Here is a 16,134-nt window from a genome sequence, read left to right on the forward strand (position 1 = left end):
GTTTTTTAGCAACTTTCTTTTTTGTCGCTTTTTTAGCAACTTTCTTTTTTGTCGCTTTTTTAGCAACTTTCTTTTTTGTCGCTTTTTTAGCAACTTTCTTTTTTGTCGCTTTTTTAGCAACTTTCTTTTTTACGACTTTTTTAGCAACTTTCTTTTTTACGACTTTTTTTGAGTTTTTGTTGTTTATACTTTGATCTGTTTGATCTTTATCTTTTATCATTTTAGATAATGACATTAGAGTATCTACAAATTTTTTAATATCTTTTGATTTTGAAGGTCTAATTTTTTTCACTTTGTTCAAAAAATTGGGGAATTCCATGTGTGATCTAAAGTCTTCAAAAATTGGATCATCTTGAATTGTTAAGTATGGAATTTTTTTTGCTTTAAATAATTTAAGAACTCTTTTAGATATTAAGTCAAAACTTATACCTTCAATTATATCTTTATAAAGTTGTAGTTTTTCATTTTTGTCAGAAAAGTCTAACCCTTTTAAAGATAGTTCAAGTTCTTTTTGGTCGTTGTTCTTTTTATGGCACAAACATATTAATAGTGCTGATTCAGACGCTATTTCTGCGGTTGTAATTTTGTCTTCTAGTAGTAGTTTAAGTATAACAATAGCTTGATTGTAATTTCCTTCAATCATATATTTTTTAGACATATTAAGAAGAAAATCTGATCTATTTTTATCTTCTGCTTCTAGAAGTATCCATTTTTTTATTGAAATATGAAGAAAAGCTTTCTCAACCCTTTCTATGTATTCTTTTGTCAGTTCATCTGACAGTTTAATTTCCTTGTTAATTTGATATTTCATTTTTTGTTCTTCGTTTAAAGAACTCATAAATATGTTATTAATTATTGCATTATTATGTACTAAAATATTTCTGATAAGAAAAACTTCAAATATTTCTTGTCTCGTCTGTGAGAAATTATTGTTTAATATTTTTGAGGAAATTTTGTCTATTGATTCCGTCCATTTCATGAAACTTGTACGAATTATATTTTCAACTTTCTGACTGATTAAATAGTCTTCAATGTCTTCTACCTTATTAAGTTTTTTTACTTTTGAAAATTCTATTGTTGAATTATCTAACTGTATAATTTCTGGGTGTTTTTTATAATATTGATGTAGTAAATTCGAAAAAAGCCACTCTGTAGCTCCTATCGTGTTAATAATACAGCTTCTTAGTAATAGCTTATGTTTATGTTTTTGTGTTGAAGATTTCTCTAAAACACTTGCCATTTTCATGTTAGCTAAATGATCTAGTTGTACAGACATTCCATTCTTACTTTCTTTTACGTTGAGCTTTTCACTGTTCATAATACAGTTCGCTAGATTTTCCATGAGTGTATCAGATGTATCTTCGTTTACTAGAAAGTCCGAAATTGTTAAGAATGCTCTTATTGAATTAATATTTATAATAAAGTCATTTATATGCTTTCTGTACATGAGGGCTCCAAATTAAAACTGATATATTAATCGGATATAAAACAAGAAACTTTATTTTGAAATGAAAGAAGTACACAGATGTGTACTTCTTTATTTAAAACGAAACAACGTTAGCGGCTTCAATCATAAAATCTTTGTCTAAGTGAGCATAGATCATTGTCGTCTTGATGTCGGAGTGCCCTAATAATTTCTGCAATGTATAGAGGTTTCCTCCGTTCATCATAAAGTGACTCGCAAATGTATGCCTTAGATCGTGAAAGCGAATTATTTTTGAAAGGCCCGCAACTCGTTGTGCTTTTTTGAAGTGTCTTTGGTTAATATGGCTGTAGGGTAGAGGTTCGCCATTAGGAGTAGAAAAAACGAACTCTGAATTTCGTGTTTTAAGACGATTTTCGAGTATGGCCCTAACCTTATCATTCATTGGAATGTATCGGCCTTTATGGGTCTTTGTCGTGTTTCTAAGGCCCTCTCTTGTTAGAGAGCGATTGATGCTAATGAAGCCACCATTGAAGTCAACTCTATCCCAACATAAACCACAAATCTCGCCAAGTCTTAGTCCTGTGTTAAGAGTCATCTGATAAAAGTCGAGCAAAGGATTATTGTGTTTACTATTTCTAATTGCTGTTCGTTATATCTTTTTACTGTATTCTAGTACTTTAGTCTTGTCTTCGTCCCCGTGTATCCTTATTTCGCATTTTTCTGGGGATTGTACTTCCTTATGTAGTAGTATCATTAATTCTGATATCTGTTCTCTATAACCAGGTAGGGTGACCTCTTCAAGTCTTTGCATTAAATAATAAAAAAACTCTTCGCCATTACAAAAATAAGCTTCTTTAAAAATCTCTACGATAATGTTAAGAAAATTTTTATCTTCATCTTTGTTTGATTTTTTTTCTAGGTTGAAAAGACTTATTATAGCATTTGCCCATGATTCGTTATCTTTTTCATGTAACAGAGCACACCAACAGAATATTACTGAAGCAGCTTCGAATTTTTGTATGTTATTCATAAATATTGCTTTATTAAACCAATAATTAGGTTCAATAAGGTCTTCGCTTATTTTGTGGTTAAGTTTCTTTAGTTCTACAAAATTATCTCTGCTAATTGACTCATCGGTAGCTTCAGAATTTAAAGAGTTAATATCTGAAATTATTAAAGGAAGTATAATCTCTAACAGTCTATATCTACTTGGTAATTCACGTTTACAATCTTTTTCAATTGCTAAAGTGAAAGATTTAAGGGCATCTTCGAACTCAAGGCTATGTAAATAGCAATCACCAAGGTAGGCAATTGTAATAGATTGTGGTTTTATTTCAATTGATCTTTGATATAATATTTTTGATGTTGAGTATTTTCTTTTTCTATATGTAACACTACCTAGCTCCTTCCAATAATAATCTCTCTCTAGATATTTGTTATCATTTTTTCTTGCTTCATTAAGATAAAAAAATGCTTTTAGAGGGTTTTCTCTTAAAAAAAATCTACCTAAGTTGTATTGTGAAATTGCTATCTGTGTATCATCTCCTTCTTTGATATCGTGCTGTAGGTTGTGTCCTAGAATTCTTTCGACTAGGTTATGTGATTCTCTATCACGTGGCAAAAAACTTAGAAGGAATGTTGAAATTGATTTTGATATATTTGTGTTTTTTTCTTCATTTAAACACCAATGATGAATCTCTTCTATAATCTCGTAGTTCTTTATTTTAATTAACGAACTGATTAGATGAGTTAGAGTTTCTACATTGTTTAAACTTAAGGTTTTGTATGTATTGCTAACTAGTGGAATACCAAGTCTTACTTTTTCAGCGCTAACAAGAAGGAAGCCTAGGGAAAAAAGTATTTTTTCTATTATTGATTCAGGGGTCTCATTATGCTGGAGGGGGTAAATAAAGGAACTTGCTCCACCAGCTACTTTCAATTCAAGATGATCTTTGCTTAACTTAATTGTTCCATCATATTCGTACATATCGAACAATATTTTATTATGTTTATTCGAAAAATTTAAACACTTAATAAAATCAAAAATCTCAAAAGATGAAGTGTTTGATATGATTTTTAATCTGAAGGTTTCAATGTCTTTATTTGAAGTGAAAGATAAATAATTTTTCAAATCAATTGTAATATCTTTCATTACTTCATTTTTGAAAATCTTAACTTCTTCAAAATGAAAGGTGAATGACTTGGCATTGTTTCTAATTGGACTTTTCAACTTCTCAAAAGTCCATTTATAATAAATTGTATCATTTTGAGAATTATACTTTGCGATAAGGACAGGGTATTTTTGTTTGCACAAATAATTATATGTTTGAACCTTGAACCCTGACTCTTTTAAATGATCCGTTTTTTTTGTAGAGTCTGTACTTTTAAGCTGGACGTAGAATTTTTCAGCAGTTGCATCACCTGTACTTTCAAATATTTCCACTTCAAGATCTATTCCATAATCTTTTTCTACCTCTCGTATAACCCATGAGCTAGGTACCTCTCGCTTGAATGCATTAACGGATTCTGTTTCTAACTGGTGTGTTCTATGTCTATTAGGCATGTTTTTCATTAATTATCTTCCAATTATCTATATACTAGTAAGCTTCATTTGATTGAACTATTTAATTTTACCATTGTTTATTAGATAGATATTTATCTTTATTTAGGACACCTCTGTAGCTTGAAGTGTGGATTCCATATGGGGGGTATTTTTCATAGGGGTCATGTAAAGCATAACGAACAAGTTTTGCTCAATAATTTAGTAATATACAATTCTGCGGTAATACTTTTTTGAAGGAAGTTTCTGGTCCTGCAATTAGATGACCTAAGTAGAGAGTTAGAATCATTAAAATTTACTTTATCTACGAGATGCATCAGCCTTAGAAGCGAGATATGTTAAATATATATAAATTGTTTTTGGATTCCAAAATAGTGCTTTTGAATCGAAAGTATCATCTAGAACTGTAGGATGGGGTATACTTCTGTATCGAACTAAATTGTAAGTAATTATCAATAAATGGGCTAAACCTAGATATAGTGGAATAACTGCTAGTTTTGTAGAAAATAAAAATAGAATGCTTGAAACGATTAAATAGAGCAGCAAGAAGTCTCCATAATAAATCCAACGAAAATGGGCCATTCCTGTAATGTAAGCAAAGTACTTCTTAAGTACGGTAGGCCAACTATATGGAATATTCTCAAGCTTCTTCTGAGTAGTATTGGCAGGAACCTTTGGATGGAAATTTTTTAATGCGATAACTGTTAGATAGCTCTTTCGATCAAGATAATTGTTGGCGCTGTGCGTAGTCACACCCGAAGTTGTCATGTCTAGAACATATCCATTTTTTTTAAAAATACATACATGACTCCAAATACTATTTGTATAATACATAACGAGCCAACTCAAAATACTTTCTCGGGTGTGCACAAACATAAATGCACCTGCTGGTATATGCTCTAAATTTTCAAAGCATTCAGTTGTTGCTGGAAAACAATTGTATTTTTTGAGTTCCTCAGGTGAGTATTGTCTTCTCTTTTTCTTATAAAAATAATAATCTTTTAGTGCAAAGTACATATAACTTTTTATGTGAAGGTTTACTATATAGATCACAAAATATTAAGAAAGTGTCATTTTGTCCAAATATTATTCCTCTAATGTCTGGTGTGCTGTATTTCAACAACTCTGTAATAAAGATTACATTGTTAATGATTTTGAACTTTATGGATGCCATAACTTGTTCGTATTTGTACTTTATTTTCCCAATTTTTTTGAAATTGTTTAGGAATTGGATACTTTAAGCAAGATGCAATTAGGAAGGATTCCTCTAGGTTTAGATGATGGTATTCTTTTTTATAGATTTTGAGAGAAGCATTGTTACAGCCAGTAAGACCAGTTCCTAAATAGGCACAGTCAATGTAACAGTTTAAGATTGTTTCTTTGTCGAACTTCTTCGATATTTGTTTTGCGACAATTATTTCTAGGATTTTTCTTCTTATAGTTCGGTCTTTTTTCATTGTTAAAGTTCTGGTGAGCTGTTGTTCAATGGTACTTGCTCCAGATTTTTGATCCTTGTATAAGTTGTAAATAATAGATCTAAATATTGCTATTAGATCAAATCCTGGATGTGAGTAAAAGCGTTTGTCCTCTAATATTATGACAGCTTTCTGAATATATCTTGGTATTGATTTCTTTTGTTTTTCATAAATGGATATAATGTTGCTGACAAATAGTACTTGCTGTTTTATCTCTATTAGCATGGGGAATATATTAAATAATAACTTATACATTAGCTTAACCTTACTCAATCTTATAATTGCAATACTTTACATTTATATTTTTGAATTTAAAATTGATAATATCGAGATTATTTTAAAGCATCCGACTGTTTTGGCATTTTTAGGCTTTGTTTTAACTAAGATATTTGGGTCTCAAATTGTACACCAGTATCAACTAAGAGCACATAAGTTAAAGATATCTGATAAGAGGCTTGATGATCAAATGCAGATGGCTACTGAAGTTTTTGAAGAAATCAGTTCGTTAATGGATAGGAGGTTGTACCTGGAAAGGAAACTTCTCTATTCTCATAAAGATGTAAAACTAAGAGGACTTCCTGATAAGACTCAAGATCGATTCGATGAATATAACAAGTTTTTGTACGAATGGAACTCGCGAATGAATATTAATATTTGTAAGGTTGAGCAATTCTACGGTGCTAAATTAAAAACTTTATTACAAGACCGTATAATGAAAGACTTTAATTGGATTGGGATACTATTAAGAAGATTGCACCTTCAAGTTGATAATATTCCATCATTCGAGGCAATCAATAAATCAATAGATGTAACAAATGAAAGAGTATACAAAATAGATCAACAAATGCTTAAGTGCTTAAAAAGTCAAAATGTAGGCTCATTTAGAAATGTTGATTAAGTGATTTAAAAAAATAATAATTCCAAGTAACTCATTAAAGTCGGTACTATATGAATCCATTCTTTGACTGTGAAAAAAACTTTTGTATATGGGACTTTCTTCTCTGCTTTTTTTATACTTAAGTCTCCGGAGTTTCGCTAATCGAATGAAGCCTTTCAATACCTGGTGGGAAGAGTGGCAAAGTTGACGAGCCTCTCTTTTATATTATCAATTCTTGCAGTCCTAAAGAACTTGCTATCAGCTAAATAAAGGTTCTATGTACTTTTCTTAGTGTTAAGCGTTTCTAGGCTTTTGCAATCTATATATAAATCTATTTTAAATAAAATGCTTTAGAAAGAATGGTAAAGGATTATAAAGTTAAAATATATGCCTTTACTTTCAAGAATAACCATTTTCATTTAATGCTTGAAGCGCCAATGGCAAATATTAATGAAGCTATGTGTTGGGTTATGAAGATATCAACTCTTGAAGTCCAGAAAAGGCTATTGTTTTAAATTCAATTTTAGGTGGCCGTTTATATATCTTCTCTTCTAATTGAAGCAAGCTATTTGGCAGATGCTTTCAAGTATACTCTGAGAAAACCTGCAAGGACTAATATTGTACATGTAGTTCAAGAGTCCCCTTTTTCAGTTTACGAGAAAGTTTGTTGTGAATTATCTTTTACTCTCTATGAAGTTGTTGATCTATTTAAGGCTAATGAAACTCTTGAGTGGTTAAATAATAGCTTTAATGTCGATGAAGATAAAAGTATCTCTCAAGGATTTCTTCGTCCAGATTTTCGTTATGGCGAGGACTCTCGAAATAGAATTGTTTAGCAAGATGTATTTCATGCAAGATACATTAAATAAGATAGCCTATGGGAAAAGATTATTCCTGCCGGTAAATCGAAATCTCTCTTTTTAGTTGTAATAATTATCTCTGTAAAAACTAGTACTTAGCCTTTGAAACTTATGTCTATATTAAGTTAATGATTTTGTTCAACTTTTTCTCTCAATTGACGATTAATGATTATAGTAATTTAAAGTATGGTTACGGGTGTCAATAATGAAACACCTGGAACAATTATTCTGAAGATTTAACATGAATGATGTAAGTGAATTCTATTAAAAAATTTTGTTTTAACGTTTAGATTTTATGTGCCTAATTTATGGGCTTTTATAACAGATTTGGAGCTTAAGTGAATAATACAACTAGACTTATTAATATACTGAGATCATATAAAAATGTAGTTTTACAAGGTGTTCCTGGAGTAGGGAAAACTTATGCTGTAGGTGAAATATGCGAGCAATGGACATCGTATACAGGACGTTGCCTTGCTGGGAATGGTCAAGGAAAGTATGCTATTACTACACATCCAAGTACCTCTTATGAAGATTTCGTTGAGGGATTAAGGCCCAATGTACAACACGTACTTAGTGATTGCTTTGTAGGTAAAGAGGTTAAGATTAGCAGTTTCGGTGAAATAGAATCTGTACCATTTAAAAATAATGAAAGTGACTATTTTTTTCAGAGTTTCGAGACTAGTAATGAGTCATCATTTTCAGTAAAAGATGGTTTCTTTATTAGAGTATGTAAAGAAGCGATTTTAAACCCAGATAAAGACTACCTTGTTTTAATAGATGAACTAAACAGGTCAAATGTACCTAAAGTTTTTGGAGATTTACTGATTAGTATGGAGCAGTCAAAGAGGGCGAAATGGAGTAGTAAAAGTGACAGTTGGGTCGTAGATAGAGAGACAGCATTAGTGACATTACCATATTCTTCAAGGCTATTATTTGTACCCGAAAATATTTATATAATTGGTACAATGAATACGACAGATAAATCTGTTATCTCTATGGATTCTGCGTTAAGAAGAAGATTTGCTTTTGTTCATATTGATCCGCTAACAGAAGAGGGCTTAGTAAATAGGCTTAAGTCGATATTAAATAGAGAGCTAGAAGAAATTGAAGAACAATCGATTAGAATGTGGTCCGAATTAAATAAAAACGTATTAAAAACATGTCTTTCACCAGAAAGCATATTGGGGCATAGTTATATGTTGGAAACAGATTGCGCAAGGAATACAGATAATAGTCAATTTTGGATAGAAACAGGAGGAATGACTGGGGGGTCAGGGAATCAAGTAGATTTATCTATGAAAGGCGTTAAAAATCCAAAAACTGGAATGGTTCATCTATTTATAGATAAGCCTGAAAGAGATACTGTCTACGATATTTCTATAAACTACCAAGGTGTAAAATATGATGGTAATGAAATAAAGATGTATAGTGGTGAAGCCGCAAATGGTACATGGAGGTTGAATTTAAAAGGAGTCAGTTCCGAGACAGGTACCAAGCTATGTTATAGTGATAATAAAGAAGAGTTTAAGAATAAGATAATAATTTTTGAGAAAGTCTCTGCAACAGAGTTTAATTTAGTTGAAGTTATAGATAAAGTAGATAAAGAAACAATAAAGAGCAATTCCACAATAGTAGATAAAATTTCAAATAAACAAAACGCACGAGAGTTTGGCTTTATGTCAGACGGGATTATATCAACATTAGATATTTCTAGTACATGGGAGTTTAAAATTTTACCTCAGCTGTTTGAGCAGTTAATGCAAAATGGAGCCGAGGAGTTATTGATTCCTGAGAAAAGGGAAGACTGGCTTGATGGTAACCCAGAGCTCTTTGAACATAAACAAATAGCAATAGAATCATTAAAATTATTAGATCAATTTTTAAGTTCGATAAAATTGCGAATTAAATTATTTGGAACTGGTATCGGAAAGTCTATTTCTGTTCAGTCTGGGGACTAGAGTGGAAAACGAAATATCATTTGTTGCTTCAAAGCTTGGTAAACTGAGCGGGTTATTAATTATCGGAAATAGTCAAAGGCAATTAGTAATTCTTGTTCGACCGAAAGTTTGGCGTAGTCGAGAAGATTTTTATGATAAGTTTATAAACTGGAGAGACGAGGATAAGTCTTGTTATATAGAACTATTTGAAACTCAGAAATTTGTTATTAGGTTTAGCGATAACTCAAAGGTAATAATTAATAAACTTAAAGAATACCAGAAAATAGAAGATAATAATAAAGAAGAGTCAAATTTACTAGAAGAAATAGCTCTTAAATATTCTACAGAAGATACTTTTCAAAAATGTAAAACTCAACCAGTGGATTTAGACAAAATTTCATATCTTTTAAAACTTGGTTATCGAGGAAAAGTATTAACACAAAAAGAGTCAACATTTGCAAACCTTTCATATGATTCACCTCTTTTAAGGATTCTGTTGTTTAATAGATTTATTGAAGAACTAGAATTGAACTTCAAATATATAAAAAAAGGCTACATTGAAAAGAAAGAGGAGTTAATAACTATTAAAGGTCGAGTTAATGAAAGTTCTTTGTTAGAAAGTATTGAGCAAAAAAAGCATTTTGTGAATTGTTCATATGATGACTTTGATAAAAATACACTAACTGTACAGTTAATTAAAAGTGCAACTCAAATTGTTAATGCCAGGTTACCTTGGTCTTCTCCATTTTTAGATGATGATTCGAAAATATGTTTATTTAAAAAGTCTAAGATTTATTTTAATTTTTTTAGAGATGTGGATGTGTTAACAGCAGATAAGATGATGGCTATGTCAGAAAGATATATTTTATCTAAGACCAATCGAAATCTAAGAAAGTTGGTAGAGTTAGCTAGAATGATAGTTGTAAAGCAAGATCTAAAAATTGGACAACCATCTAAGGAAATAGATAGTTTTTGCATTAAAATACGCACAGATAAATTGTGGGAAAACATATTATACGAGTCGTTAGCTAAATCTATTAGTAAGAATGAATGCGTAATTGATGGAAATAGCAATAAGATAAATGAGAACTTTTATGTAACTTGCTCTCCTCCATGGATTTCATCAGGAACTGAAGAAGGCTTGAGTCCTGATCTAGTTCTTGGCCTCAAACATAAAAAATATCTAAATTTTTTCTGTATAGATGCAAAATATAAAACTAAAACATCTGCAATTGAAGATATGAGACAAATGTTTGTATATAGTCATCTTGTCAAAATTAGAGATAAGGATGATATAGAGTACAATGTGAAAAAATTAAACTTGATTTATCCATCTACTAATGATTATCTCAATTTAAAGGAAAACTTGAGAAGTGATAATGAGGAAATCAAACTTTATGAAACTAAAGTTAAGTTTCCCGATATTAATGATATAGACTCCTTAAAAAACTGGAGGCGTTATATTGTTCAAACAGGAAGTGAATTAGTCTCTTTATTAAGAGGTTTAATCACTGACAATTGAGGCCAGCTTTCTATATATGAGTCGTAGGATAATTTATTTTCATTAACAAACTTTTTAAAGTCTTTGATGATATCTAAAAACTGAGAGGGTGATATTCCATATGCAAATGATACCAATATGTCTAGATCTTGCCTTAAGCGACTGGGATTCCTAGAAATGCTATCAATTAATGTCGAAGGATATACGTTTTCAATATCACAATCATTTTTAGAGAGTAGATATGATCTAGCACAAATATGATTTTTTAAACTAGCACTAAGTCCATCAAAAAATACCACCGATTTTAATCTGTTATAATCAGGAAAAGTCGTTTGCTTAATTACTGTTTGTGTTAGATCAATTCCATTGAGTTTGCTTCTAACGATGTAGTCAAAAGGGATTGAATTAAAAACAGCTAATATATATAAAAGTTCATGCTGGGATCCTTTTCTTTGTAGAAGTTGCACTGACTGTATTGTAGCTCTATGATTAAGTAATACTGCAATGCAGGTTCTTGTGTTTGTTGCTGATGTCGTACTTCTCCACATTAAAGAATATTTTTCTTTATAATTCTTTGTTAATGAGAACCACTTCTTTTCGTTTATAAAGAATCTAGATTCTGGCCATGGAGCTTGGTCATTGTTGGCTGAGGTTAGTTTTTGAGCACTTGCCTTCGATTTGTACTTATCTTTTGCTTCAACAAAATTGAATCCGGCAAATCTTCCATTATATTGATTAAAGAACTTTCCCTCATAAATAGGTACAGTATTTGCTTTCCTCTCTTTGTAAATTGATTTTGAGTGTGTTGTTAGGTGAACAATTCTTCCAAAGTTAACATCTGGGTAGATGTCATTAAATGGAGAATTATTTTTTGCTAATTCAATTAAAAGTTCAAGTCTTTGAGGAGAAGAAATGTTTGGGAGCATTCCTGTAATAGGATTAATAAGTGTGAGATCATTTGGATGAATATTAACTTCTAAAGAGGGATTGAATAAATCCTTCGCTTCTACTAGGCCCATTTGTAGTTTGAATGTACTATTGGGATTTTTTCCTGCGATAAAAAGACTAAATCGTTCACGTCCGTCTATGTTAAATATCTTTTTTGAATTTATAAAATCTGAGATAGAAATGATTTTTTTAGCTTTTATTAGGTGAGCAAAATAGTCTTTGTAGCATGCTGTGGTAAATAGACCACTTTTAACGAGGAGTGATAAATATCCATTGTCTTTTAGTAGAAGGTTTGAAGAAAGTTCAGTGAATAATGCATATGTATTAAGTTCACCTTTCGCAGTTAACTTAAAGTGTAAATTACTTTTAATATCGGATTTACAACTTTCTAAATTATTCAATATGCTATTGTAAGATTTATGTAGAAGTGGTGATTCTGTTTCTAGATTAGAAATTTTTTGAATTCTCTTAGCTTTACTTTTTTCTTGAGAAATAGATTTATTTAGATTCCAAAAGAATTTCTTGTCTTCTATTCTGATCTTACTCCACGGAGGGTTTCCTATTATTAAATCATATTTTGGTGTTAGCTCATTGTTAGTTAATGCTAAGTCTGGATGATATATGTACCCTGAGAAGGATAGGTTTATTTTATCTATTGTTGGAATAGGTGAATCAGTTGTTGTTAGTAAAGGGTTACCATGAGAGAAATTGTTATGAAGGTCATCTTCATGTAACAAATCTAGTGCATTTAGAGTTAATGCAAGTGTGAATTTAGTAACCTCTATTGCAATTGGATCTATATCAAAACCATGACAGTTTAATAACGCTTGTCTTAGGGCTTCATCTTTAAGTTTTAATTCGTCTTTTAGAAATAATAGATATTGTTTTAAGAACTGACCTGTTCCGCAGCTAGGGTCTACGACACTAATTTTTGAAATTTTACCTTTTGAGACATTCATTGAAGAAATAGCTTTTTTTACACTTGCATATGCTATATTGTCAGGTGTGTAAAATACACCACCAGTACTTTTTGTCATTAAGCATTCAGCTTCTTGTACAGAGTTATTTTCTTTTATGGAAAAGTGATAGTTAAGAAGGTCTTCGTATACCTCACTTGCTAAGGAATTTGTTACTTGAACTTTTGCAAGCTTTTTAGATAGAGACGTAATATGAGTTTTTTGTGTGTTATCTATTGTGTTTAATATAGCGTAAAATAGACTTTTTTTTGAGAAAGTCATCTCGATTACATTTTTAAGTTGAGGAAATGATAAGTTTGTATCTATATCAAGGTAGCGTAGAAGAACTATCGATATTGAAATAGCATAAAAATACGACTTATTTCTATTTAATAAAAGTGGGTCATTGTTTTCAGGATTAGATAGATAGTTTTTAGCAAACTTGATTATTATAGATGTAAAATTCATAATTGAAGACCTCTACCAATTTTTATCTCATTATTTTTTATCTTTAATATCGGTTTGTTAAAAAATGATTCGTTGTGAATGTGTGGTAACTCCTCAATTATCCATTCTTTTACAGGTTTTTTGATGGTAGATTGGAACTTGTCATATGTCTCTGCTGTTTTATCTAAAGAGATAGTGTTAGAGTTCCAAGTTCTGTGAGCATTGAATCTTAGGTCATTTAATATTTGTTTATGGAGTTGATCTTTTGCAAAAAGAACTAATGTCTTCTCTAATTTAGAAATATTTTCGTTAATAAATTGAAAAGTCCTTTCGGGGTGTATTTGTAGGTTGAATGATAGATATTCAAGAATCCCTTCTGATACAGATTGTGTCGATTTTAATCCATTTCTCTTTAATTCACATCTAAAATTTAAGCTTTTAGAAATTAGAGCATCAACTTTTTCAATGTTAAGGTCTTTACTTTCATTATCTTCTATTAGGTAGCATGGAAGACCAACCTCTTTGAAAACATGTTGAGACGATTCTTTTGATAGATTGAATGAAGTGTGTATAAAATCCTCTATTTCTGATTCAAGTTTTAACTTTTGAAGTTCAAGCTTTAACTCTGAAGTTATTATTTTAAAGATCTGCTTTTCTGAGTATGGTACGGAGACTATCTTTTTATAAGTATAATTAGAATTAGTAACCTTTCCTTGAAGTATTTTAGCTTTCAAGTTAGAGCATTTTTTTGCTTTTTGCGATAACTCTACGGAGTTTGCAAGGGTTTCATTAAATGGAAGTCTGGCAATGTAGCCTGCTGAAATAGTCAATTTTGGAGATAGAGTCTTTATAAAAAACGAAGCAAGTTTAGAGTTTAAAAAAGCCATGTGAGCATATTTTGATCCGCTCTTGACCGAAATTCCTGGTCCTGAAGCAATAAATACCTTGTGTTGATTAAATAAACGAACATTCAGTCCTTGTGAGCCAGTATCACTAAATACTAAGTCTGTTGAATCTAGCATTTTTAAATTCCTAAGAGCTGAGCCTTTGTTGTTTGAAATGTGACAAGCGTTTTCTCCCCATTTAACTAGATATTGGTTTAGTCCATTCCATTTTGCATAACCTCCTCCTTTGCTTACGCTAACCCAGTCTTCATCATTGCAACCTTTTTCCCAGTGGTACTTTATAAAGTTCTTGTTGTCGCCTGTAGATGTTCCTTGCATTGGAGTTGCGAATTGAGCATAACTAGGGGATTCGTTGAAAATTTCTCTAAACTCATTTGATAAATTATAGTTAAATTCAAATAAGCTGTTCTTCAAGAAAGAAGATGTTCTTACATTTGATGAATATTTATTTAATAGTTTTTTCTTATTTAGAACTTTTACTTTTTCTTCCAGGGGAAGATTTACTAACCTGTAAAATGGAGTTCCTTTACTTGTGGGTTTAGCTCCATTAATAATCGTTAAAGCAACTCTTGTTTTTTCACCATTTAGGTCTCTGAAGGCGTTTGAGCCTAGGTCAACAACAGAATGAAATGAATAGTTCTCAAGAATAACTTTTCTTAAATCTTTGAATGAGCTTAAAAACATCCATGATGTTTGATGAACCATAGCTAGGGAGTCATTATCGTTTAAAGTGTTTAAGCAAGCCTCTATAAATGAACTACACAGATCGCCCTTAGAGAGAGGATAGTTTCTTTGTAAAAAGCTTTTAAGGTTAGGGCACATCATTCTTTTCCCCATAAAGGGAGGATTGGTTAAAAATACTTTTTTTCTTGCTGAAGATAATTGCTTTAATAAAAAATCGTTTTCAGATAAATCTAGAAATCCGGTGAGAGATTTTTTAGATGGTGCATATGATTTTGGTAAATAATCAACGATCTCACTAGATAAATGGCAAGAAAGTATCCATAGGTTAATCTTTGTTAAAAGAGCCATGTTTTCGTCAATATCATAAGCTAAAATATTCTCTAATATGATACTTTTTACAATGGCCTTTGAGTGAAAAGTACTACTTAGATGTATTAATGACTCAATTAAGAAGTTTCCTCCACCACAAGCTGGGTCAACTATGAGCAGCTGGGTGAGAGATTCCTTTGTTTTGTATTGAGAGAGGGCTTCTTTTACAAGATATTTAACCATATATTTATCTGTAAAAAATTGAGTAGTAAACTTTAAGTCATCACCTTCAATTTTTCTACCTTGGAAAGACATAGAGGTAGCTCTTTCTTCAATACTTGTTTTTAAATATTGATAAAACCATGATAATACATATGGATCGTATTCTCTGTTTTCAAAGTATATTTCTAATTCTGAGGAAATTTCGTTATAGAGATCATTTTCACTAGAGTTCTTCAGTGCTTTTTCGAATCGAACAAGTGAGTCTTTTAATGTCGGAAAAAGCATTTCTATATGAGTTATTAATGAATCACTCCTTGAATCTTTATTTGGGAGAGCATTAGCTATCTGAAAAGATGAAACAATGGCAAGTGGAGCTAAGAAGTAGTCCTCTTCTTTTATGTTATTTGATAAATTATCAATAAGCCTATTAAATAATTTAGCAATGCTTTTTATTTTGTTGTGCTGCAAAATTTTTCTCTACTGTGTTGTGTTTTTGATAATATAAAAATACAAGAAAAAATGGATTTTGACGATGTAAATCTTACAAGAGACTGGGTGTAAATACGTTATTTCAGTCGCTTATCATTGAGAAGTATAATTTCTTTAATACTTTTTAATAATGCTCTGTGTGACGCTTTAACATCGAAGAATGTCATAGTTAGTTATTCTCAGTTGAGGCTCTTAGGACTTTATTAAACTGTGAATGTTAGAAGTATAGTATATGCTCAATATTAGTGAGATCATGTTGGTGTCATTGGTACTGCCTAGCATTAAAGTATTATTAAAATTTCTTTAATTTAAACTTAGCGAAGTTTTGTTTCTACTATGAAGATATTAATCATTTCTAAAGATGATTTCTTTATTAATTTTTTACTAATCACTCTTAGACTACGTGTTGTTAATGGAAATAAAACTGTAGTCAGTGCTTGAATATCACTCACTGTATAGTCTTGCACTTCACTCATAGGCAATATGTGTATATCAAATTAATAATATTGCTTAATTTTTTTCTATCGGTTGTCGT

11 protein-coding genes and 1 pseudogene are annotated in these 16,134 nt (G+C 30.8%); 5 read left to right on the forward strand and 7 right to left on the reverse strand.

Annotated elements, in window-relative coordinates; all coding sequences use genetic code 11:
* Positions 1-55: 55 nt before the first annotated feature.
* From ABMA78_RS08735 to ABMA78_RS08755, 5 genes and pseudogenes are all read right to left on the reverse strand, one after another.
* Positions 56-136, reverse strand: a pseudogene (locus ABMA78_RS08735) (histone protein); the annotation flags it as partial.
* Between the two features lie 1,405 nt (positions 137-1,541).
* Positions 1,542-2,039, reverse strand: a complete 498-nt coding sequence (locus ABMA78_RS08740; RefSeq protein WP_392859065.1) for a tyrosine-type recombinase/integrase — start codon at positions 2,037-2,039, stop codon at positions 1,542-1,544.
* 36 nt (positions 2,040-2,075) lie between these two features.
* Complete coding sequence (locus ABMA78_RS08745; RefSeq protein ID WP_392859068.1) at positions 2,076-3,998, reverse strand: DUF4365 domain-containing protein; 1,923 nt, start codon at positions 3,996-3,998, stop codon at positions 2,076-2,078.
* Positions 3,999-4,286: 288 nt separating this feature from the next.
* Positions 4,287-5,003: a hypothetical protein gene (locus tag ABMA78_RS08750; RefSeq protein ID WP_392859070.1), complete on the reverse strand. Its 717-nt coding sequence runs from the start codon at positions 5,001-5,003 to the stop codon at positions 4,287-4,289.
* A gap of 128 nt (positions 5,004-5,131) precedes the next feature.
* On the reverse strand, positions 5,132-5,716 hold the full coding sequence (locus ABMA78_RS08755) for a biosynthetic peptidoglycan transglycosylase (protein WP_392859073.1): 585 nt from the start codon (positions 5,714-5,716) through the stop codon (positions 5,132-5,134).
* A 100-nt stretch (positions 5,717-5,816) separates the two neighbouring features.
* Between ABMA78_RS08755 and ABMA78_RS08760 the strand changes: the two genes are divergently transcribed.
* The 5 genes from ABMA78_RS08760 to ABMA78_RS08780 all read left to right on the forward strand — a co-directional run bounded on the left by ABMA78_RS08760 (position 5,817) and on the right by ABMA78_RS08780 (position 10,660).
* Positions 5,817-6,359: a hypothetical protein gene (locus ABMA78_RS08760; protein WP_392859075.1), complete on the forward strand. Its 543-nt coding sequence runs from the start codon at positions 5,817-5,819 to the stop codon at positions 6,357-6,359.
* A gap of 338 nt (positions 6,360-6,697) precedes the next feature.
* Positions 6,698-6,853, forward strand: coding sequence for a transposase (locus ABMA78_RS08765; protein ID WP_392859077.1), 156 nt, complete (start codon positions 6,698-6,700; stop codon positions 6,851-6,853).
* Between the two features lie 12 nt (positions 6,854-6,865).
* Positions 6,866-7,174 carry a hypothetical protein gene (locus ABMA78_RS08770; protein ID WP_392859080.1) on the forward strand — a complete coding sequence of 103 codons (309 nt, stop codon included), beginning with the start codon at positions 6,866-6,868 and terminating at the stop codon, positions 7,172-7,174.
* Between the two features lie 362 nt (positions 7,175-7,536).
* Positions 7,537-9,159 (forward strand): McrB family protein, encoded by a 1,623-nt coding sequence (locus tag ABMA78_RS08775; RefSeq protein WP_392859082.1) that lies wholly within the window; start codon positions 7,537-7,539, stop codon positions 9,157-9,159.
* 1 nt (position 9,160) lies between these two features.
* Positions 9,161-10,660 carry a hypothetical protein gene (locus ABMA78_RS08780; RefSeq protein WP_392859084.1) on the forward strand — a complete coding sequence of 500 codons (1,500 nt, stop codon included), beginning with the start codon at positions 9,161-9,163 and terminating at the stop codon, positions 10,658-10,660.
* Here the strand turns inward: ABMA78_RS08780 and ABMA78_RS08785 are convergent.
* A complete protein-coding gene (locus ABMA78_RS08785) occupies positions 10,606-13,011 on the reverse strand; it encodes an Eco57I restriction-modification methylase domain-containing protein (RefSeq protein WP_392859086.1) in 2,406 nt (801 codons plus the stop codon). The two genes, ABMA78_RS08780 and ABMA78_RS08785, sit on opposite strands and share 55 nt — an antisense overlap.
* Entirely contained in the window at positions 13,008-15,578 is a 2,571-nt protein-coding gene (locus tag ABMA78_RS08790; protein WP_392859089.1) for an Eco57I restriction-modification methylase domain-containing protein, read from the reverse strand. The genes ABMA78_RS08785 and ABMA78_RS08790 overlap by 4 nt, the downstream gene beginning before the upstream one ends.
* Positions 15,579-16,134: the final 556 nt, after the last annotated feature.

It is taken from the genome of Halobacteriovorax sp. RZ-2 (genome assembly GCF_043196685.1).
GTDB lineage: Bacteria > Bdellovibrionota > Bacteriovoracia > Bacteriovoracales > Bacteriovoracaceae > Halobacteriovorax_A.

What these genes read in the sequence shown, in the direction of transcription:
- ABMA78_RS08745 (WP_392859068.1), bottom strand. Translation starts at nt 3,998, where the DNA reads ATGAAAAACATGCCTAATAGACATAGAACACACCAGTTAGAAACAGAA.
- ABMA78_RS08750 (WP_392859070.1), bottom strand. Translation starts at nt 5,003, where the DNA reads ATGTACTTTGCACTAAAAGATTATTATTTTTATAAGAAAAAGAGAAGA.
- ABMA78_RS08755 (WP_392859073.1), bottom strand. Translation starts at nt 5,716, where the DNA reads ATGTATAAGTTATTATTTAATATATTCCCCATGCTAATAGAGATAAAA.
- ABMA78_RS08765 (WP_392859077.1), top strand. Translation starts at nt 6,698, where the DNA reads ATGGTAAAGGATTATAAAGTTAAAATATATGCCTTTACTTTCAAGAAT.
- ABMA78_RS08785 (WP_392859086.1), bottom strand. Translation starts at nt 13,011, where the DNA reads ATGAATTTTACATCTATAATAATCAAGTTTGCTAAAAACTATCTATCT.